Below are 20,261 nucleotides of genomic sequence, written 5' to 3'. Positions count from 1 at the left end.
AACGGCATAAGAGATGACTGGCGTGACGGATATGACGGTTTTCCATCGCAACGAGACCCGCGAACCCCTGCCGCAAGCTTTGCGCGGCGGTGTCATCGCCATCGGCAATTTCGACGGTGTGCATCGCGGCCATCAATCGGTCCTCAACCGGGCGCTGGAGGAGGCCCGGGCGCGCGGCGTTCCCGCCCTGGTGCTGACCTTCGAGCCGCATCCGCGCAGCGTCTTTCGGCCCGACCAGCCGGTGTTCCGCCTGACGCCGGCGCCGCTCAAGGCCCGCATTCTCGAAGGCATGGGTTTTTCCGCCGTTATTGAATATCCGTTCGATCGCACCTTCTCCGAATTGACCGCCTCCGATTTCATCCGCTCCGTGCTGATGGACTGGCTGCATGCCAGCCATGTGGTCACCGGCTTCGATTTCCATTTCGGCAAGGGCAGGGAAGGTGGCCCGGCCTTCTTGATGGCCGCCGGTGGCGAAAACGGGTTTGGCGTGACGCTGGTCGATGCCTTCAGGGACGAAAATGCCTCGGTGATCTCGTCCAGCCACATCCGCGCGCTTCTGGGCGAGGGCGATGTGTCTCATGCCGCAGGTCTGCTCGGCTACCGCTATACGGTGGAAGCCGAAGTGATCGACGGCAAGAAGCTCGGCCGCACACTCGGCTATCCCACCGCCAATATGCAGCTTCCGCCGGAAGTGGAACTGAGGAACGGCATCTATGCCGTCCGCTTCCGCCGGCCCGATGGCAGCGTCCACGACGGTGTTGCCAGCTTCGGTAAGCGCCCGACGGTCGACAGCAACGGCATTGCCCTGCTCGAAACCTTCGTCTTCGATTTTTCCGGCGATCTCTATGGCGAAATCTGTTCGGTTTCCTTCTTCGGCCATCTGCGCGACGAGCTGAAATTCGATGGCCTGGATCCGCTGGTGGTGCAGATGAAGCAGGACGACGCGGAAGCGCGCGCGTTGCTATCCGGCGTCAACCCGCTCAGTATGATCGACGGCAAGATCGCCTTCGCTTCGGATAAAACCCCTTAAAGGATCACCTCGATGGCCACCACGCCCCGCCGGCCCGTCAGCGCCATGGATGCCGCAGAAGCCCTGTTCAAGCCGGTGAAGAAACCGGCCGCGCCCGCCGTCGAACGGCGCGCCCTGCCGGAAACGAAAGAGCTCGTATCACTGAAGCTCGACAGCGCCGTGCTGCACTATTTCCAGGATGACGGCCCTGGCTGGCAGGATCGCATCAACGATGCGCTGCGGACGGTAATGCTGGCGAAGCCGAAGGACTGAGAAGGCACGAAAGCCGGCTCAAAGTTTGCGGTCGGAACCCGCTGTCTTGAGGATGGCGTTCGCAGTATGCCGGCTTTTCAAGTTTCGCGGAACGAGCACCATTTTGCCTGTTGCGCGCGATTGCCATTTTTCGTGCGAGCCCTTCGCATTCGTCAGGTATTCATAGCCGAGAGCAAGAAGGATATCGCAGACGATCTTACTATCCTTGCGCCATTATGCCGCCGCCGGAACCTCTGGCCTCTGCCAGAGAATGGCCGGAATGAGGTCGCGCAACGGCGTGTCGGCAAGGTCGGGCAGGCTCATGTGGTTGGCGACGATCAGGTCTATTGCCGTGTCGAAGATTATCTCTTCGAACTCATCGACTGTGTCGGCTTCGATGTGGAAACCTTCGATGTCGCTTTCCGAATAGAAGACCTTCGCGTCGGCGTCCCAGACCGCCTTTACAAAAAAAGTCCGTTTGACCATCTGCTGCTCCGCATCGAACGTGCCGTGGATATCGCGTTACCGGATCCAATATCATATAATACGCCGGAAATTGCATTCCATCGCCATCAACCACATCGTTCTTTGAAACTTTGCCATTGTCATCTTCCTTTTCGCGCAAAAACCGCTTAAACAACCGGCCACCATGACCCGATATCGTCGATTGATACGCGATCAGCGAATTATTGGCCCGGCCTTCCCAGCGCTTTGATAGCCGCCGGAAGGTCCGGGTTTTCGGCGTTCGACACGAGCGCCACCGTTTCCCTTATGATATCCCGTTCGCATGCGCGGCGACACGCGCCCAGATATGATTGCTGAAACCATGACCGATACCTCCGAAAAACTCGATTATTCCAAGACCCTCTACCTGCCGGAAACCGAATTCCCGATGCGCGCCGGCCTGCCGCAGAAGGAGCCGGAAACGGTTGCCCGCTGGCAGAAGATGGGGCTCTACAAGAAGCTGCGCGCGTCCGCCGCCGGCCGCGAAAAATTCGTGCTGCATGACGGCCCGCCCTATGCCAACGGCAACATCCATATCGGCCACGCGCTCAACAAGATCCTGAAAGACGTCATCACCCGCTCGTTCCAGATGCGCGGCTATGACTCGAACTACGTTCCGGGCTGGGACTGCCACGGCCTGCCGATCGAATGGAAGATCGAGGAAGCCTACCGCGCCAGGGGCAAGAACAAGGACGAGGTTCCGGTCAACGAGTTCCGCCAGGAATGCCGCGACTTCGCCGCGGGCTGGATCAAGATCCAGTCGGAAGAATTCAAGCGCCTCGGTATCGAGGGCGATTTCGACAATCCCTATACGACGATGGCCTTCCACTCTGAGGCCCGCATCGCCGGCGAACTGTTGAAGATCGCCAAGACCGGCCAGCTCTATCGCGGCTCCAAGCCGATCATGTGGTCGGTGGTCGAGCGCACGGCGCTGGCGGAAGCCGAGGTCGAGTATGCCGATATCGAGAGCGACACGATCTGGGTGAAGTTCCCGGTGCAGGAAGGGCCTGAAAGCCTCAAGGATGCCTCGGTCGTCATCTGGACCACGACTCCGTGGACCATCCCGGGCAACCGTGCGATCGCTTACTCGGCGCGGTATCCCTATGGTCTGTTCGAGGTCGAGAGCGCCGAAAACGATTTTGGCCCGCAGCCGGGCGAAAAGCTGATCTTCGCGACGCGCCTTGCCGATGAATGCGCTGCGAAGGCGAAGGTTACGCTCAAGCTGCTTCGCGAGGTTACGGCGGAAGAGTTGGGTGCGATCACCTGCGCCCATCCGCTGGCCGCCCTCGGCTACAGCTTCAAGGTTCCGCTGCTTTCCGGCGATCACGTCACCGACGATGCCGGTACCGGCTTTGTCCACACCGCGCCCGGCCATGGTGCCGACGACTTTGAAGCCTGGATGAACAACGTCCGGGCTCTCGAGGCGCGCGGCATCTCGCCCAAGATCCCGTTCACCGTCGATGATGCCGGTTTCTACACGGCTGACGCGCCCGGCTTCGGCCCGGATCGCGAGGGCGGTGCCGGCCGCGTCATGGATGACAACGGCAAGAAGGGCAATGCCAACGATCTCATCATCAAGGCGCTGATCGAGGCGAAGAACCTGTTTGCCCGTGGCCGCCTGAAGCACAGCTATCCCCATAGCTGGCGCTCGAAGAAGCCGATCATCTTCCGCAACACGCCGCAATGGTTCGTCTACATGGACAAGGACCTTGCCGACGGCACGACGCTGCGCTCGCGCGCCCTGTCCGCCATCGACAACACCCGTTTCGTGCCGGCAGCCGGCCAGAACCGCCTGCGCGCCATGATCGAAAACCGCCCCGACTGGGTGCTGTCGCGCCAGCGCGCCTGGGGCGTGCCGATCGCCGTCTTTGCCGACGAGCAGGGCGAGGTCCTTGTGGATGAGGCCGTCAACGCCCGCATCATCGAGGCCTTCGAGGCCGAAGGCGCGGACGCATGGTTTGCCGAAGGCGCCAAGGACCGCTTCCTCGGCAAGGATCACGACCATGCCAAGTGGACGCAGGTGCGCGATATCCTCGATGTCTGGTTCGACAGTGGCTGCACGCACACCTTCACGCTGGAAGATCGCCCGGATATGAAGTGGCCGGCCGATGTCTATCTCGAAGGCTCCGACCAGCATCGTGGCTGGTTCCATTCGTCGCTGCTGGAAAGCTGCGCCACGCGCGGCCGTGCGCCTTACAATGCCGTCGTTACCCACGGGTTTACGATGGACGAGAAGGGCGAGAAACAGTCGAAGTCCAAGGGCAATGTCGTTGCCCCGCAGGACGTGATGAAGGAATCCGGCGCCGATATCCTGCGCCTCTGGGTCGCCACCACCGATTACTGGGAAGACCAGCGTCTCGGCAAGGCGATCATCCAGACCAATATCGACAGCTATCGCAAGCTGCGCAACACCATCCGCTGGATGCTCGGCACGCTGGCGCACGACAAGGGTGAGGACATCGCCTTTGCCGATATGCCTGAACTCGAGCGCCTGATGCTGCACCGCCTGTCGGAACTCGACCAGACCGTGCGCGAAGGTTACGACGCCTTCGATTTCAAGCGCATTGCCCGTGCCCTGATCGACTTCTCGAATATCGAGCTGTCGGCCTTCTACTTCGATATCCGCAAGGACGCGCTCTATTGCGACGCGCCGTCGAGCCTGCGCCGCCGTGCCAGCCTGTCGGTCATCCGCAAGCTGTTCGATTGCCTTGTCACCTGGCTTGCCCCGGTGCTTCCGTTCACCACGGAAGAAGCCTGGCTGTCGCGTGATCCGTCGGCCGTCTCCGTCCATCTGGAACAGTTCCCGCTGGTCCCGGGCGAGTGGCGCGACGAGGCTCTGGCCGAGAAGTGGAAGAAGATCCGTACCGTGCGCAAGGTCGTCACCGGCGCACTCGAAGTCGAGCGCCGCGACAAGCGTATCGGTTCCTCGCTCGAAGCGGCTCCCGTCGTCCATGTCGGCGATGCCGATCTGCTAGCGGCGATCGAGGGCGAGGATCTGGCGGAAATCTGCATCACCTCGGCGGTCACCATCGTTGCCGATAGCGGCCCGGCGGATGCCTTCCGGCTGGACGATGTCGCCTCCGTCAGCGTCGAGCCGGTGCTGGCCGAAGGTGTCAAATGCGCCCGCTCCTGGCGCATCACCGCCGATGTCGGCACCGATGCGGCATTCCCGGACGTATCCGCCCGTGACGCGGCAGCGCTGCGCGAACTCGGATACGCTTCTTAAGGGATTGTTTACCGGATGAATTGCGTAATTGCGGTTCATCCGGTAAACCTGCCTGAAAATCGGCGGATTTATCCGTCATGGGCGCAGCAATGCCGCCTTGAGATATCGATCGTGCCGGCGCTGCTGGAAGGGTTTTCATGGGAATGACGCGAGAGTTTCGAGTGTATGCCGGTCTATTCGGTATCATGGCTGGCAGCCTCGTTCTGACCGGCTGCATCGGCGGCCCGACCTACGGGACGGACAAGACCGCCGGCGAGCAGCTGATCGACGGCCTCGGAAGCGCAGTCAGCCTTCAAGCTGAGAAGCCGAAAAACGTCAAATACCAGCCGCGCCCCGGCCTCGTGCTGCCGCCTTCGGGCGAAACCGCGCAATTGGTTCAGCCGCAGCAAAATATGGCCACCAAAGACAATCCGCAATGGATCGAATCCCCGGAGGAGACGCGCCAGCGTCTGCGCGAGGAAGCCGATGCCAACGCCGATAATCCGAGCTATGTTTCGCCGCTGGCCAAATCGAGCGCCAATGGCCGCAAGCTGACGACGGCCGAACAGACCCAGGCCTACCGTGACGCCCGCAAGATCCAGATGGGCGCCTATGCCGACAAGCGCCGCTTCCTGAGCGATCCGCCGCTCGAATACCGCAAGCTGCCGGAAGAGGCGACGGCGGATCTCGGCGAGCCGGAGCAGGTCAAGGAACGCCGCCGCAAGAAGGAAGCCGCGATCCAGGGCAGCGGCAAGAAATGGTACCAGATTTTCTGATGCCGCTGTTTGAAGTCCGCAAGGCGACGCCGGAGGACGCAGGCACCATCCTGCGCTTCATCACCGAACTGGCAATCTACGAAAAAGCCGGACACGAGGTCGAGGCGACCGTCCAGTCGGTCACCTCTTCGCTGTTCGGTCCGAATTCCGTGTCGCAGGCGGCGATTTGCGAACGCGACGGCGTGCCGGTCGGTTTCGCCATCTGGTTCTTCAGCTATTCCACATGGCTGGCGCGCAACGGCCTTTATCTCGAAGACCTTTACATCACACCGGATCAGCGCGGATCGGGGGCCGGACGCCTGATGCTGCGCCATCTGGCGCGGATCGCGGTGGAAAAGGGATGCGGCCGGTTCGAGTGGAGCGTGCTCGACTGGAACGAGCCGGCCATCCGGGCCTATGAGGCGATCGGTGCCGAACCCCTGACGGAATGGACACGCTATCGTCTGTCGGGTGCGGCACTGGAAACCTTTGCCGCCGGCTGAGGCTGTTCGGCTCAGCGCCTTACGGCAAAGAATTCCTTGAGGATTTCGGCCGCACTCCGGCCGGAAAGACCGGAATAGACATCCGGCGCATGATGGCAGGTCGGCTGGTTGAAAAAGCGCACGCCATTGTCGACGCCGCCGCCTTTCGGATCTTCGGCACCGTAGTAAAGCCGGCGCAGCCGGGCAAACGAAATGGCGGCCGCGCACATGGTGCAGGGCTCCAGCGTCACGTAGAGATCGGCTCCACCAAGCCGTTCGGCACCGATGGCGCTGGCAGCCTCGCGGATCACTTCGATCTCGGCATGCGCGGTGACATCGTTGCGTTCGCGCGTGCGGTTTCCGGCGCTGGCAATGATCTTGCCATTGACGACCAGAACGGCACCAACCGGTACTTCGCCGCGCGCTGCCGCCAGCCGCGCCTCCGATAAGGCCAAATCCATGAAGCGGCTCGTTTCAGCCATCGTTGAGACCCGTGATAATTTCTCTTAACCCTTGGGCTGTGACCTGATAGGACAGCCCAAAAGGCAGGCAACACAAATGACATTCAAAGACAAGCCCCAGCGGCCTGGCGGCAAACCCGCACGGTCCGACAAGAAGCCCTATACCGGCGCGCGCAAGGCCGCTGCCGATCATTCGGCTGTTGATAACAGCGAAACCGAGAAGCCGCGCAAGCCGAGGCCGACGGCGACGGAAACCGTTGGTGCGGATGTGCCGCAGCGCATTTCCAAGATCATGGCGCGCGCAGGCGTCGCCTCGCGCCGCGATATCGAGCGCATGATCATGGAAGGCCGCGTCTCGCTCAACGGCAAGCTGCTCGACAGCCCGGTCGTCAATGCGACGCTCGCCGACCATATCGAAGTGGACGGCCAGCCGATCCGCGGCATCGAGCGCACCCGCCTCTGGCTCTACCACAAGCCATCCGGTCTGGTGACCACCAATTCCGATCCGGAAGGCCGCCCGACCGTCTTCGACAACCTGCCGGAAGAATTGCCGCGCGTTTTGTCCATCGGCCGCCTCGATATCAACACCGAAGGCCTGCTGCTGCTGACCAATGACGGCGGCCTCGCGCGGGTTCTCGAACTGCCTGCTACCGGCTGGCTGCGCCGTTACCGCGTCCGCGCCCACGGCGCCATCGACCAGGCGGCGCTGGACAAGCTGAAGGACGGCATCGCCGTCGACGGCGTGCTCTACGGCGCCATCGATGCCACCCTCGACAAGGTTCAGGGGTCCAACGTCTGGATCACCATGGGCCTGCGCGAAGGCAAGAACCGCGAAATCAAGAACGTCATGGGTGCGCTCGGTCTCGACGTGAACCGGCTGATCCGCATTTCCTATGGTCCGTTCCAGCTCGGCGAACTGCCGGAAGGCCAGGCCCAGGAAATTCGCGGCCGCACGTTGCGCGACCAGCTCGGGCCCCGCCTGATCGAGGAAGCCAAGGCGAATTTCGACGCGCCGATCTTCGATGCCGCCGTAGCCGAAGAAGAAAAGCCGCAGAAGAACGAATGGGCGGCCGGAAAGCCGGAAGCCCGCGAGCGCGGTGCGTTCAAGGAAAAGGCCGGCGACAAGCGCGAGCGTGCCCTGTCGCGCCTGGATACGACACGGCGCGATGACCGTGGCGGCTCCCGCCCCGACCGGAACGACCGTGGCGGGCGCGATGCGCCTGATGCGAAATTTGACGGCCCCAAGCGCGAACCGGGCTTCCGCGCCCGCAAGGCCAATGTCTGGATGGCACCGGGTGCCCGCCCTCTGCCGGAAAAGAAGCCGAAGGATGCGCAAGCCGCCGACGTGGCTGAAAAGCCCGTCCGCCGCGAGCGTCCGGAAGGCGCACCGGCGGTCAAGCGTTATGGCAAGACCAAGGATGGTCTGCCGATGAAATCCAACCGCAAGTTCGACCCGGACCGCAAGAAGGCGAGCGTCTACGACCGTCCGGATCGCGGCCCGCGCGTCATCGTCACCCGCGACGCCGACGATAATGACTGGATCCGTGCAACGGACGAGCCGAGCCGTGACGAAGGCCGCGGTGGCGACCGCAAGCGTTCGGGCGGCGACGATCGTGGCGCCCGCAGCTTCGGTGACCGCGCCCCGCGTGGTGATCGTCCGCAAGGTGCCCGTCCCCAAGGTGATCGCCCGCCCCGCCGCGAAGGCGGTGACAAGCCGTTCGGTGATCGCAAGCCGCGTGCCGAAGGTGCCCGTTCTTTCTCCGACCGCCCGAAAAGCGACCGACCGCAAGGTGACAAGCCCCAGGGCTATCGTCCTGCAGGCGACCGTCCGCGCAAGCCTTTCGGTGAAAAATCGTTCTCGCGTGAGGATGGCGACCGCAAGCCGCGTGATTTCGGTGATCGTCCCCAGGGCGACCGCCCGCCGCGTCGCGACGGTGACCGTCCGTTCGGCGGCAAGCCATCGGGCGACCGGCCTGCGGGCGGAAAATCGTTTGGCGGCAAGCCGGGCGATGCAAAGCCGTTTGGCGCGAAGACCGGTGGGCCGCGCAAGCCCGGCGGTGGTGGCAAGCCTTCGGGCGGGCGCCCTGCCGGTGGTGGCAAGCCGCGCGGACGCGGGAACTAAGCGCGTATGCGGATCGTCGGTGGCGAGTTTCGCGGGCGCGGGCTCGCAACGCCCAGCTCCAACGACATCCGGCCGACAACGGACCGGACGCGTGAAAGCCTGTTCAACATCCTCAGCCATTCCTATCCGGACGCGCTCGAGGGCCGGGTTCTCGATCTCTTCGCCGGCACCGGCGCGGTGGGGCTCGAAGCCCTGTCGCGCGGCTGCCGTCAGGCGCTGTTCGTTGAAATGGGCGCCGAGGGCAGGGGCCTGTTGCGCACCAATATCGAAGCGTTCGGCCTGACCGGCCGGGCGCGCGTCTTCCGCCGCGATGCGACGGACCTCGGGCCTGCAGGCACCGTCGAGCCGTTCCATTTCCTCTTTGCCGATCCGCCCTATGGCAAGGGTCTTGGCGAAAAGGCGCTGGCGTCCGCAGCCGGCGGCGGCTGGCTGGTGCCGGGTGCTCTTGCCATTCTCGAAGAGCGGGCCGATGTACAGCCGGTGTTGCCGGATGGCTTCGAGTATATCGACGACCGTCTGTTCGGCGACACGAAGATGCATTTCTACCGTTACCGCACCGCGTGACACCGGAAAGACGCTGAGCATGACGCAAGGCCTCGAAACAGCGAAGACATCATCCGATCCGACGGTCGCCATTGCCTTTGGCGGCGGCGGTGCGCGCGGACTTGCCCATATTCATGTCATCGAGGCTCTGGACGAGCTTGGCATCCGCCCGGTCGTGATTGCTGGTTCCTCCATCGGTGCGATCATGGGGGCCGGCATGGCGGCAGGCGTCAGTGGCGCGGATATCCGTGAACACACGTTGGCGACAGTCGGCCGGCGCAAGGAAATTTTCAACCGTCTGTGGAGCCTGCGCCCGGCCAGTTTTGCCAAGGCGGTCGCCGGCGGTTTTCGTGTCGGTCAGTTCAATCTCGAGCGGATTCTTCCAGCCTTCCTGCCGGATGCCATCCCCAAAGATTTCGCGGCTCTCGCTATCCCGTTGCACATCACGGTCACCGACTATTACGGGCAGACCGAGCATGTCTGCCGAAGCGGCGATCTTCATCAGGCTCTGGCGGCCTCCGCGGCGATCCCGGCGATGTTCATGCCGGTCCGCATCGATGGGCGGGTGATGATCGATGGCGGCATCTGCAATCCCGTGCCGTTCGATCATCTGAGCGGGCTGGCCGATATCGTCATCGGCGTCGATGTCGTCGGCGGGCCGGATGGCGACGGCGAAACCATGCCGAGCCGGATCGACAGCCTGTTCGGCGCCAGCCAGCTGATGATGCAGTCGATCATCGCCATGAAGATGAAGGCGCATCCGCCGGATATCCTGCTGCGCCCGGAGGTCAACCGTTTCCGCGTCATGGATTTCCTCAAGGCACAGGAGGTGCTGACGGCGACGGCCGGGGTCAAGGATCAGCTGAAGACCGCGCTCGACGCGGCCTTCAAGGCAAGAAGCCGGGGCTGAGGAAGCTCAGTCCACGCCCGCCAGCACGTCGTTTTCCGGTTTGGCCTTGCTGCTGGTGGTGGCCGGCAGGATATCGTCGTCGGCTGCCAGCGATGGCGGCGTTTCGCGCCGCGGCTTGATCAGCGGTTCCGGCTTGACCGGTTCGAAAAGCAGCATGTCGCGTCCGGCGCTGATGCCTTCCGCCGCCTGAACCACCAGCCGCGCTTCGTCGCGCCTGCGGATGTCGTCCATGATCGCCTGTGCCTCGTTGTCGCCGATCCCCAGCCCTTCCAGCGTCTTGCGCCCGAAAACCAGGCCGGATTCGAATGTCTCGCGCAGCTCGTAATCGACATCGCGCGCCCGAAGCGACAGGGTGTGCGAGCGATCGTAGGCGCGCGCATAAATCCGGGCGTTCGGATATTCCGCCTGTACCATATCGACGATCCGATCGGTGATCTCCATCTTCTGGGTGCAGACCGCAACGATCTTCGCCCGTTCGATACCGGCGGCACGCAAGACGTCCAGCCGCGTGCCGTCGCCGAAATAGATGCGGAACCCGAAGGTGGCAGCCTGGCGGACACGGGCGGCGGAATGATCGATGATCGTCACGTCACGGCCGCCTGCCAGCAGAATTTGCGCGGCGATCTGGCCGAAACGGGAAAAGCCGATCATCAGCACGTCGGCGCCGGCGCCGTCAAAATCTTCCTCAAGCTCTTCGGTCTCCTCGTCCTGTTCCCGGATGAGAAGACCTGCGAGCGCGGAGGCGGCGGGCGTCAGCGCCATCGACAGGGTGACGATGGCGATCAGCAGCGACGCCCAGCCGGCGGAAAAGACGCCGGCGGTTGCGGCGGCGGTGAACAGCACGAAGCCGAATTCCCCGCCCTGCGGCAGGAGCAGGCCGATGCGCACCGCATCATTGTGCGGCGAGCCCGTCAGACGGCAGAGCGTGTAGATGACGGCGGCCTTGACCAGCATCAGTGCCGGCACCGCGACAAGGATCAGCTGGTAGTTGTCGAGAATGACCCGGATGTCCAGCGACAGCCCGACGGCCATGAAGAACAACGCGAGCAGCAGCCCGCGAAACGGCTCGATATCGGCTTCCAGCTCATGGCGGTAGGAGGATTCGGCCAGGAGGACGCCGGCGAGGAACGCGCCCATGGCCATGGAAAGGCCGGCAAGCTGCATGAGGGTGGCAGCGCCAAGCACGATGAGCAGGGCCGCGGCGATCATGACCTCGCGTGCGCCGGTGCGGGCGATGATCTGGAACAGCGGATTGAGCAGATAGCGGCCGGCGATCACCATGGCCAGGATAGCGCCGACGGCGACCGCGAAGTCTTCAAGCGGTGTCGTCCTGTCCTGCGCTGTCTGCAGGGCCAGCAGCGGGATCAGCGCCAGCAGCGGTACGATCGCCAGATCCTGCAGCAGGAGCAGAGAAAAGGCGCGTTGGCCGTAGCGTGTGTTGGTATCGCCTTTCTCGTCGAGAATCTGCAGGGCAAAGGCTGTCGATGACAGCGCCAGCCCAAAGCCGGTGATGACGCTGCCGCTCCAGTCGAGCAGCCCCGTCTCGTAGAGGATGGCCGACACGGCGGCGCCGGTCAAAAGCACCTGCGCGGTGCCGAGCCCGAAGATATCGCGCCGCATCTGCCACAGGCGGGATGGTTTCAGCTCCAGCCCGATGACGAAGAGCAGGAAGACGATGCCGAGTTCGGCAAAGCCGAGGATCTGTTCGCCCTGGGTGATCTGGTGCAGCAGTGGGCCGATGATGACGCCGGCCGCGAGATAGCCGAGAACCGTGCCGAGTCCGAACTTCTTGAAGATCGGTGCCGCCACGACGGCGCCGCCGAGCAGCATCAGAGCCTGTGAGGTGAGGGCAGGTGACGTTGACATTGGGTATGCTCTTTCTTGGCCACGGCGGTTTTCACGGGGCTTTGGCGTCTCGGCTTGGGCAGGAGTTTGCCCGCAATTCGGTATTTCATCGGGGGCGTCGGCGAAGAATCAGGATATGCCCTTGATGCCCGTCCCAGTGCACAATAAATGGAGCGGGAATGAAAGGCCAAATCATGTCCGATATTATCGATTCCGCCGTTCTCCAGACAAGGGCGACCGCACTCATCGATCTGGCGCTGAAAGCCGGCGCCGATCAGGCGGATGCCGTGGTGGTCCGGGGACGTTCGCGCTCCGTCTCGGTACGGCTCGGCAAGGTCGAGGGAACGGAGGCTTCCGAGAGCGACGACTTCTCGCTGCGTGTCTTCGTCGGCCGCCGTGTCGCCAGCGTCTCGGCCAATCCGGGTTTCGATCTGAAGGTGCTGGCCGAGCGGGCCGTCGCCATGGCCAAGGCCTCTCCCGAGGATCCGTTCGCCAGCCTTGCCGATGGCGATCGCCTGGCGAAATCCTACCCCGATCTCGAGCTTTTCGATCCGACGGATGTATCGACGGAGGCTCTGACCGCCGCCGCGCTCGAGGCCGAAGAGGCAGCCCTTGCCGTTGGCGGCGTCACCAATTCCAGCGGCGCCGGTGCGTCGGCCGGCATGGGCGGCATGGTGCTCGTCACCTCGCATGGATTTTCCGGTGCCTATATGGGGACGCGCTTCGGCCGCTCCGTCAGTGCCATTGCCGGCACCGGCACCAAGATGGAGCGCGATTATGATTTCGACAGCCGCCTCTATTTCGCCGACCTGAAGTCCGCCGTAGAGATCGGCCGCACCGCCGGTGAGAGGGCGGTCGCCCGCATCGGTCCGCGCCAGGTGCCGACCCAGAAGAATGTCACCGTCGTTTTCGATCCGCGCATGTCGCGCGGTTTTGCCGGCCATATCGCCGGTGCCATCAACGGCGCCTCGGTTGCCCGCAAGACCAGCTTCCTGCGCGATATGATGGGCAAGCCGGTGATGAAGGCCGGCATTACCGTCACCGACGATCCGCTGGTGGTACGCGGCTCGTCCTCGCGCCCCTTCGATGGCGAAGGCATCACCGGGCAGAAGCTGTCGATGATCGAGGATGGGGTGCTCCAGCACTGGTTTCTCTCCACCTCTACCGGCCGCGAACTGGGTCTCGAAACCAACGGCCGCGGCGCGCGCGGTGGCACTACCGTTTCGCCATCGTCGACGAATTTTGCGCTGGAACCCGGCGAACTCTCACGCGAGGAGCTGATCCGCAACGTCAGAACCGGTTTCTACGTGACCGAATTGATCGGCCAGGGCGTCAATATGCTGACCGGCGAGTATAGCCGGGGCGCTTCGGGCTTCTGGATCGAGAACGGCGAGTTGACCTTCCCGGTATCGGAAGTCACGATTGCCTCGAACCTCAAGCAGATGTTCATGGCGATCACGCTTGCCGACGATATCGACCGCAAGTTCGGTGTCGCCGCACCGACGCTTGCCATCGAGGGCATGACGCTGGCCGGCAAGTAAGCCGCCGTCCGGCACCGATCTTCAACGCGGCCGATGGCGCCGCGGGAAATGGAAAGACTGAGATGAACGCCGCCCGCCCAGCGCCGGAGCAATGGTCCAGTGATCTGGAACTGATCACGATGGCGGCGAAGGCCGCGGGCGAAAAGGCGCTCTCCTATTTCCGCAAGGATCCTGACGTCCAGTGGAAGAACGGCGGCCGTTCGCCTGTCAGCGAAGCCGATTATGCCGCCAACGATATTCTCAAGGAAAAGCTGCTGGCGGCGCGGCCCAATTACGGCTGGCTGTCGGAGGAGACCGACGATGACGAGGCGCGGCTCGGCTGCGATACCGTCTTCGTCGTCGATCCGATCGACGGGACCCGTGCCTTCATTGCCGGCAAGGATGTCTGGTGCGTCAGCGTCGCCGTCGTGCATCTGGGGCGTCCGGTCGCAGGCGTGCTGTTTGCGCCGGCGCTCGGCGAACTGTTTCAGGCGACGCAGACGGGGGTGGCCCTGAAGAATGGCGAGCCGATCGCGGTCCGGGCGGAGAACGGCGCGGTGCTCCGGATCGCGCTGGCCGAGGAGACCGTCGGCTTGCTCGAGCCCGGCTACCGGTCGGGCATGTCGCGCATCGCCCATGTGCCCTCTCTTGCCTACCGGATCGCCATGATCGCCGATGGCCGGATCGATGGCACCATCGTCAAGAAAAACTCCCATGACTGGGATCTGGCAGCCGCCGACCTGATCCTCGAACGGGCGGGCGGCGTGCTTTCCAACCTGGATGCACAGCCGCTTTCCTACAATCGCCCCAATGTTCGTCATACGGTCCTGTGTGCTGCGGCAAAGCCCGCGTTACCGGCATTGATTGCCGCGTCGCAAGGGCTGGAGGGCCATTGACCTTTCCGGCTGAATGCCGCAAACCACGAGCAAAATACGTCAAGAAAATCGGAAGGTCTGATGGCTCAGAATTCGGAAGTAAAACAGCGGCTGCATCTGGTGTTCGGCGGCGAATTGACGACACTCACCGGCGTGCAGTTCCGCGATCTGGACAAGCTCGACGTCGTCGGCATCTTCCCTGATTACGACAGCGCTCTGACCGCCTGGAAGTCCAAGGCGCAGATGACGGTCGACAACGCCCATATGCGTTATTTCATCGTGCACATGCACCGGCTCCTCGATCCGGAACAGGCTTGATGCCGGAGCGTTTCGGACAGGCACGGCGCGCGCCTGAAGGGGCCGCTATTGGCGTGGGCGCTTTGCGTTCCGGCGGCGGAGGTCTGTCCTCATGAGCCGCATGCTTGCCCGGCTGGCGCTATCCAGCTACCGCTGGATCGGCACCGCGATCTACCCGTTCGTCTGGTCCTATCTGGCCGCCCGCGCCGCCAAGGGCAAGGAAGACGGCACCCGCCGCCAGGAGCGCTACGGTCACGCCAGCGCGCCGCGCCCGCAAGGGCCGCTGGTCTGGTTTCATGCCGCCAGCGTCGGCGAGACCACCGCTGTCATTCCGCTGATCAAGGAAGTCTCGCGCCGCGGCATCGCCATCGTGCTGACCACCGGAACGAAGACATCGGCGCGCGTTGCTGCCGAACGGCTGGGTCCCAGCATCATCCATCAATATGTGCCGCTCGATTTCAAGCCGGCCGTCAGCCGCTTCCTCGATTACTGGGAGCCGGATCTGGCCATCATCGCCGAATCCGAGATATGGCCGATGACCATGGTGGAGCTTGGCCAGCGCCATATTCCCCAGGTCCTGGTCAACGGCCGCCTGTCGGACCGGACCTTCGGCCGCTGGAAGAAGCGCCCCTGGCTTGCTGACGCGCTGTTTGAGAACCTGGCGCTGGTCATCGCCCAGTCGGAACTCGATGCCGATCGTTTTCGCACGCTCGGTGCGCTGCCGGTCATGGTATCCGGCAATCTGAAGGTCGATACCGACGCGCCGCCGCATGACGGCAACGCCCTGAAGCACTACCGCCAGCAGATCCGCGACCGTAAGACCTGGGCTGCCATCTCGACCTTCGAGGGCGAGGAGAATGCTGCCGGCATCGTCCACCGTGCGCTCAAGGAGCGCACGGGACTGCTGACCATCATCGTGCCGCGCCACCCCGAACGTTGCGACGCGATCGAGGCGATGCTGAACGCCAAGGGACTGACGGTCGCCCGGCGTACCCGCAACGACCCGATCACGCCGGAAACGGACATCTTCCTCGGCGATACGATCGGCGAGATGGGCCTGTACCTGCGGATGACCGAGGTGGCCTTCGTCGGGCGCTCGCTGTTTGCCGAGGGCGGGCAGAACCCGCTGGAGCCGGCCATGCTCGGCTGCGCCATCCTGTCGGGCGGCAATGTCCAGAATTTCCGCGACACCTACCAGATGCTGGCCAAGAACGGCAGCGCCAAGATCATCCGCGATGTCGAGATGCTGGCCAAGGGCGTCAACTATCTGCTTATCAACGACGAAGTGCGTCGCAAGATGATCGATGCCGGGCTTGAAACCGTGCATGAAATGCGCGGAGCACTGTCGGCGACGATCCGGGGACTGGAGCCCTATATCAATCCGCTGACGGTGAAGGCGCGGCTGCAGCCGCGCGGCGACAACTGACCCTTAATCTTCTGGCGGAATGCATATGACAACCGAAAAAGGGATAGCCGGCATCCTCTTCGACAAGGACGGCACGCTGCTCGACTATGCCAAAAGCTGGGTTCCGGTGAACTATGAAGTGGCCAGCATCGCCGCCGATGGCGATGCCGAACTGGCGAGGCGGCTGCTGGTGGCGGGTGGTATGGACCCGGACACCGGCTATGTGACGCCGGACAGCCTGCTCGCAGCCGGCAACACGGTCGAGATCGCCACCGGCATGGTCGCCGCCGGTGCGCCCTACACCGTCGAGGGGCTGACGGTGAAGCTCGACGGGTTGTTTTCCAATTCGGCCGCCTATGCGGTGCCGGTCACCGATCTCGCCATCTTCTTCGCCGGCCTGCACGCCAAGGGCTACCGGCTCGGCGTTGCCTCCAGCGACAACGAACGCTCGATCCGCGAGACGGCCAAGCGCTTCGGCTTCGATGGCTACCTGCATTATGTCGCCGGCTATGACAGCGGCTTCGGCACCAAGCCGCAGCCGGGCATGGTGCTCGGCTTCTGCGCGGCGACGGGGCTGGAACCGCATCAGGTCGCCGTGGTCGGCGACAACAACCACGATCTCCACATGGGCCGCAATGCCGGCGTCGGCCTGACGGTCGCCGTACTCACCGGTACCGGCTCGCCGCAGTCTCTGGCTGCGGCGTCTGATCATTGCCTCAACGACATCACCGAACTTGAGACGGTGCTCGTCTAGCCGCTGCCTCTGCCTGTCTTACCGGAACAGCTGCATCAGCAGGGACGGGGCATTGTTGGCGATGTTGAGCGCCTGAACGGCCAGCTGGACCTGCGACTGGATGGCTTTCAGCTTGGTCGAGGCATCGCTCATGTCGGCATCCACCAGACGGCCGATCCCCTTCTGGATCGTTGCGGTCAGGGTTTTGTTGAAATCCGTCTGCATGTCGATGCGCATGGCGAGCGACCCGAGCGTCGCGGCGCGGTCGGTCAGCGTCTTATGGATATTATCGTAGCGCGCCAGAAGCTGGTCTGTGGCGTAATCGACGAGGCCGTCGGGCACTTCTCCCATATGCGAGGCGCTGAACATGTCGTCGGTCTGGCCGCCATTGGCAAAGCCGATCTGGGTGCGGCCGTTGAAGGCCGGCAGCCATGCGGTTGTCTTGGCCGGGTCTTCATGCGCCACGCCACCGGTCAGGCCGTCGGCCTGCGGCGTATCGACAAGCCCGCTCTGGGCGGAAATGGTGCCGTCCTCGTTCTTGTAGCTGGCCGGGCCGAAGACGTTGAGGTTGCTGTCGCCATAGATATTGATGATGCCGATACTGCCTTTGGTGTAGTTCGCCACGATGCCGTCGAAGACGAGATTGGCGTCCGGGGCGCCCATCTCGATATATTTCAGCGTCTTGCCGTTGCCGTCGACATAGGTTTTTTCCGTATAGTTCAGCTTGCCCGGCGCCAGAAGGTTGCGGCCATTGAACGACGCGGATTCGGTGATCGAGAGGAACTGTTTTTCCAGTTCGTAGATTTCCGCGCTGACCTTGTAGCGGTCGACGCCCGGCTCTTTCATGGTCAGGATCTTGGCCTTGATCTCCGAGGTGACGTCAACGAGGGCATCCATGGCCGTGTAGGCGACATCGACGAGTGCGGCGCCCAGTTCCAGGGCATCGATCACGGTGCTCGTCGCCTTGGTGGTGTTGCGCATGTCGGTGGCGATCGACCAGTAGGCGGCATTGTCAGCGGCTCCCGATACCCGCATGCCCGTCGTGACGACGTTCTGGAGCCAGTCATGTGCGCTGGAGTTACGGCGCAAAACCGCCAAAGCGGCCGTGGCCGCAGCGTTGAAGCTTACATTCGTCATTTTAAGGTCCGCTACGAAAAACAGGAAAACGGAAGTTACCAAATGTGGTTAATCCAGAGTGCCGCAGACTGGTTAATGCCCGGTTTATCACACGCGCTTTTGAACGTGCCGGGAGCGATGCCGCAATTGCTGGATGAACGGCTGATTGTGTGGCTGGCCCGTGCAAGGCTTGCAATTGCCGGCAATCTGCCGTTTTGTGTCGCGGATCGGGCCTCTTTTTTCCTTCAGAAAAAAGAGGCCCGGACATGACAAGAATTTCGCCGCGCGGAAGATTGCGAAAACCGGGAGCAACCGGCTGGCGGGGGAGGCCTGGAAGGACTGATGGTTTCTGATGCACCACCATTCTGGTGGACCAAGGCGGATTGGCGCGCTTACGGCCTTTGGCCGTTCTCCTGGATTTACGGACGCATTTCCGGCTCGCGCATGGATCATGCGCGCCGCGCCTCGGTGCCGGTTCCGGTCATCTGCGTCGGCAATTTCACCGTCGGCGGTGCCGGCAAGACGCCGACGGCGATCGGGCTCGCCCGCGCCGCCCGGCAGCGTGGACTGAAACCGGGGTTTCTCAGCCGCGGCTACGGCGGCTCGCTCGATGTGACCACCGTCGTCGATCCCGCCCATCATCGTGCCCGCGATGTCGGCGACGAGCCGCTGCTTCTGGCGCGCGAGGGGCTGGCGGTGATCTGCCGCAAGCGTGTCGAGGGCGCCCGCAGGCTGGTGGCCGAAGGGGCCGATCTCATCATCATGGACGATGGTTTCCAGAGCGCCCGGCTGGTGTTTGATTTCTCCCTGCTGGTGATCGATAGCCGCAGGGGGATCGGCAACGGTTTCCTCATTCCGTCCGGGCCGGTGCGCGCGCCGCTCCGCCAGCAGATCAGCCACGCCTCGGCTCTGCTGAAAATCGGCAATGGCGATCGCGCCGATCCGCTGATCCGCCGGGCGGCCCGGGCCGGCAAGCAGATCTACCAGGCCAATGTCGAGCATCTCGACGATGCCGGGCTGAAGGACGTCCCGGTTCTGGCCTGGGCGGGCATCGCCGACCCGGAGAAGTTTTTCCGGACCGTCCGGGAAACGGGCGCGGTGCTGACGGAGACCCGCAGCTTTCCCGATCATCACCATTTTTCCGAGGACGAGATCGCCGAACTGCTCGACCACGCGGCCGCCCACGGCTACCAGCTGGTGACCACCGCCAAGGACATGGTGCGGCTCGAACCCGAGCATGGCCGCGCCGCCGAACTGATGGAAAAGAGCAAGGTGATCGAGGTGGAAATCCGTTTCGACGATCCCGGCTCACCGGGCAAGATCATCGACGCGGCGCTGAAGGCGGCGCGGGCGCGCAGCCTGCGCAAACAACCGAAATAGTCGGAAACGCCTGTGTCATCTCTTGCGGGAAGAGAGGTGACTCTAGGCCGTCTGGTTCGGCAGGATTCCGGCGCGTTTGTCGGCCTCATAGGAGGCTTCCGCGTCGGCATAGGGCTCCTGGCGGGCGACACTCCAGTAGCGCAGCTCATCGACGGGAATGGTGGCGCCGGTAATGGCGCAGATGACATGCGATCCGGGCAGGACGATCTGGAAATCGCCATCGAGATAGCGGATTTTGGCTTCCCTGTTGCCGTTGCCCTCAAACCTGTTCATCGTCCTTCGACCCCGCATCTCTGTGTCCGCTTTTCGGGACGCGTCCTGGCCAGCATCGGTGCCGATGCAATCAAGGCCTCGAGGCATTGCGTCTCCGGACATCATCTACCGCGATCATCCCGCTGCGCGCAACAGCTTCGGTTGTCCGGCATTTGCAATACCTTCGGTCCACGCGCGAACAAGTCGCCGTGGGTTTTCAAAGAGCAGGTGGCCGGGGCACAACGTATGCCTCAGAGTAAAGTAGTAGGTGACACACGCCGTGCCCCGTTTCGGTGTCTTTTGCCGCGCTTCTCAGGTTCTTCTACGCCTCTCCCTTTTTGAGGGAAAAGCCTCCAATGCCCCAGCCTGGCCGCTTATCCGCCAGGCCTTTCAATGCGGCGGGGTTTAGCCCTGGACCCATGGACGGCAAAGCCGTCCGGCGGGGTGAACCGCCCGTGGTGTGGCTACCCGGCACGCCCGGCCCGCTTTCACGAACCGGAGGAGAACCGCCTTTCACGCAGCCCCGGGGATCTGACGCGCGTTTCGCCAAACCGTCCGGGCACCGGCTCCGCCTCGCCGGCAACGCAAACCGGTG

20 protein-coding genes are annotated in these 20,261 nt (G+C 63.3%); 15 read left to right on the top strand and 5 right to left on the bottom strand.

What is annotated here, in order from left to right:
* Positions 1-31: 31 nt before the first annotated feature.
* Complete coding sequence (locus tag ADU59_RS24985) at positions 32-1,030, top strand: bifunctional riboflavin kinase/FAD synthetase (protein WP_068958012.1); 999 nt, start codon at positions 32-34, stop codon at positions 1,028-1,030.
* A 12-nt stretch (positions 1,031-1,042) separates the two neighbouring features.
* Positions 1,043-1,282: a BrnA antitoxin family protein gene (locus ADU59_RS24980; RefSeq protein ID WP_068957730.1), complete on the top strand. Its 240-nt coding sequence runs from the start codon at positions 1,043-1,045 to the stop codon at positions 1,280-1,282.
* Between the two features lie 213 nt (positions 1,283-1,495).
* Here the strand turns inward: ADU59_RS24980 and ADU59_RS24975 are convergent, their stop codons facing one another.
* Positions 1,496-1,747 carry a DUF1902 domain-containing protein gene (locus ADU59_RS24975; RefSeq protein ID WP_068957728.1) on the bottom strand — a complete coding sequence of 84 codons (252 nt, stop codon included), beginning with the start codon at positions 1,745-1,747 and terminating at the stop codon, positions 1,496-1,498.
* Positions 1,748-2,087: 340 nt separating this feature from the next.
* Between ADU59_RS24975 and ileS the strand changes: the two genes are divergently transcribed.
* The 3 genes from ileS (at position 2,088) to ADU59_RS24960 (ending at position 6,228) form a co-directional block, all read left to right on the top strand.
* Positions 2,088-4,991: an isoleucine--tRNA ligase gene (gene ileS / locus ADU59_RS24970; protein WP_068958010.1), complete on the top strand. Its 2,904-nt coding sequence runs from the start codon at positions 2,088-2,090 to the stop codon at positions 4,989-4,991.
* Between the two features lie 137 nt (positions 4,992-5,128).
* On the top strand, positions 5,129-5,746 hold the full coding sequence (locus tag ADU59_RS24965; protein WP_068957726.1) for a hypothetical protein: 618 nt from the start codon (positions 5,129-5,131) through the stop codon (positions 5,744-5,746).
* Positions 5,728-6,228: a GNAT family N-acetyltransferase gene (locus ADU59_RS24960; RefSeq protein WP_244506508.1), complete on the top strand. Its 501-nt coding sequence runs from the start codon at positions 5,728-5,730 to the stop codon at positions 6,226-6,228. The genes ADU59_RS24965 and ADU59_RS24960 overlap by 19 nt, the downstream gene beginning before the upstream one ends.
* Before the next feature lie 11 nt (positions 6,229-6,239).
* Here ADU59_RS24960 and ADU59_RS24955 read toward each other — a convergent pair whose 3' ends face one another.
* Positions 6,240-6,689 carry a nucleoside deaminase gene (locus ADU59_RS24955; RefSeq protein WP_068957722.1) on the bottom strand — a complete coding sequence of 150 codons (450 nt, stop codon included), beginning with the start codon at positions 6,687-6,689 and terminating at the stop codon, positions 6,240-6,242.
* A gap of 76 nt (positions 6,690-6,765) precedes the next feature.
* Between ADU59_RS24955 and ADU59_RS24950 the strand changes: the two genes are divergently transcribed.
* From ADU59_RS24950 to ADU59_RS24940, 3 genes are read left to right on the top strand one after another with little or no spacing between them, the layout of a single operon-like run.
* Complete coding sequence (locus tag ADU59_RS24950; protein ID WP_068957719.1) at positions 6,766-8,790, top strand: pseudouridine synthase; 2,025 nt, start codon at positions 6,766-6,768, stop codon at positions 8,788-8,790.
* A 6-nt stretch (positions 8,791-8,796) separates the two neighbouring features.
* Entirely contained in the window at positions 8,797-9,354 is a 558-nt protein-coding gene (gene rsmD / locus ADU59_RS24945; protein WP_068957718.1) for a 16S rRNA (guanine(966)-N(2))-methyltransferase RsmD, read from the top strand.
* A 19-nt stretch (positions 9,355-9,373) separates the two neighbouring features.
* Complete coding sequence (locus ADU59_RS24940; protein ID WP_068957716.1) at positions 9,374-10,243, top strand: patatin-like phospholipase family protein; 870 nt, start codon at positions 9,374-9,376, stop codon at positions 10,241-10,243.
* Positions 10,244-10,249: 6 nt separating this feature from the next.
* On the opposite strand, the gene ADU59_RS24935 is transcribed toward ADU59_RS24940, so the two are convergent.
* The gene (locus ADU59_RS24935; protein ID WP_068957714.1) at positions 10,250-12,109 is read right to left on the bottom strand and encodes a monovalent cation:proton antiporter-2 (CPA2) family protein; all 1,860 of its coding nucleotides are present in this window, start codon (positions 12,107-12,109) and stop codon (positions 10,250-10,252) included.
* Between the two features lie 173 nt (positions 12,110-12,282).
* On the opposite strand from ADU59_RS24935, the gene ADU59_RS24930 reads away from it, so the two are divergent.
* The 5 genes from ADU59_RS24930 (at position 12,283) to ADU59_RS24910 (ending at position 16,939) form a co-directional block, all read left to right on the top strand.
* Positions 12,283-13,629, top strand: a complete 1,347-nt coding sequence (locus ADU59_RS24930; protein WP_068957712.1) for a TldD/PmbA family protein — start codon at positions 12,283-12,285, stop codon at positions 13,627-13,629.
* A 62-nt stretch (positions 13,630-13,691) separates the two neighbouring features.
* On the top strand, positions 13,692-14,504 hold the full coding sequence (locus ADU59_RS24925) for a 3'(2'),5'-bisphosphate nucleotidase CysQ (protein WP_068957710.1): 813 nt from the start codon (positions 13,692-13,694) through the stop codon (positions 14,502-14,504).
* Between the two features lie 60 nt (positions 14,505-14,564).
* The gene (locus tag ADU59_RS24920) at positions 14,565-14,801 is read left to right on the top strand and encodes a DUF4170 domain-containing protein (RefSeq protein WP_037161704.1); all 237 of its coding nucleotides are present in this window, start codon (positions 14,565-14,567) and stop codon (positions 14,799-14,801) included.
* A 91-nt stretch (positions 14,802-14,892) separates the two neighbouring features.
* A complete protein-coding gene (gene waaA / locus ADU59_RS24915; protein ID WP_068957708.1) occupies positions 14,893-16,206 on the top strand; it encodes a lipid IV(A) 3-deoxy-D-manno-octulosonic acid transferase in 1,314 nt (437 codons plus the stop codon).
* Positions 16,207-16,231: 25 nt separating this feature from the next.
* Positions 16,232-16,939 carry an HAD family hydrolase gene (locus tag ADU59_RS24910; protein WP_068957706.1) on the top strand — a complete coding sequence of 236 codons (708 nt, stop codon included), beginning with the start codon at positions 16,232-16,234 and terminating at the stop codon, positions 16,937-16,939.
* A gap of 18 nt (positions 16,940-16,957) precedes the next feature.
* Here the strand turns inward: ADU59_RS24910 and ADU59_RS24905 are convergent, their stop codons facing one another.
* Positions 16,958-18,055, bottom strand: coding sequence for a flagellin N-terminal helical domain-containing protein (locus ADU59_RS24905; RefSeq protein WP_068957703.1), 1,098 nt, complete (start codon positions 18,053-18,055; stop codon positions 16,958-16,960).
* A 42-nt stretch (positions 18,056-18,097) separates the two neighbouring features.
* On the opposite strand from ADU59_RS24905, the gene ADU59_RS24900 reads away from it, so the two are divergent.
* Positions 18,098-18,304: a hypothetical protein gene (locus tag ADU59_RS24900; protein WP_068957701.1), complete on the top strand. Its 207-nt coding sequence runs from the start codon at positions 18,098-18,100 to the stop codon at positions 18,302-18,304.
* Between the two features lie 72 nt (positions 18,305-18,376).
* Complete coding sequence (gene lpxK, locus ADU59_RS24895) at positions 18,377-19,414, top strand: tetraacyldisaccharide 4'-kinase (RefSeq protein ID WP_068957699.1); 1,038 nt, start codon at positions 18,377-18,379, stop codon at positions 19,412-19,414.
* A gap of 42 nt (positions 19,415-19,456) precedes the next feature.
* Here the strand turns inward: lpxK and ADU59_RS24890 are convergent, their stop codons facing one another.
* Positions 19,457-19,687: a DUF2093 domain-containing protein gene (locus ADU59_RS24890; protein ID WP_068957697.1), complete on the bottom strand. Its 231-nt coding sequence runs from the start codon at positions 19,685-19,687 to the stop codon at positions 19,457-19,459.
* Positions 19,688-20,261: the final 574 nt, after the last annotated feature.

Source organism: Pararhizobium polonicum (assembly GCF_001687365.1).
Taxonomy (GTDB): domain Bacteria; phylum Pseudomonadota; class Alphaproteobacteria; order Rhizobiales; family Rhizobiaceae; genus Pararhizobium; species Pararhizobium polonicum.
This window is presented reverse-complemented; position numbering and strand designations above follow the sequence as displayed.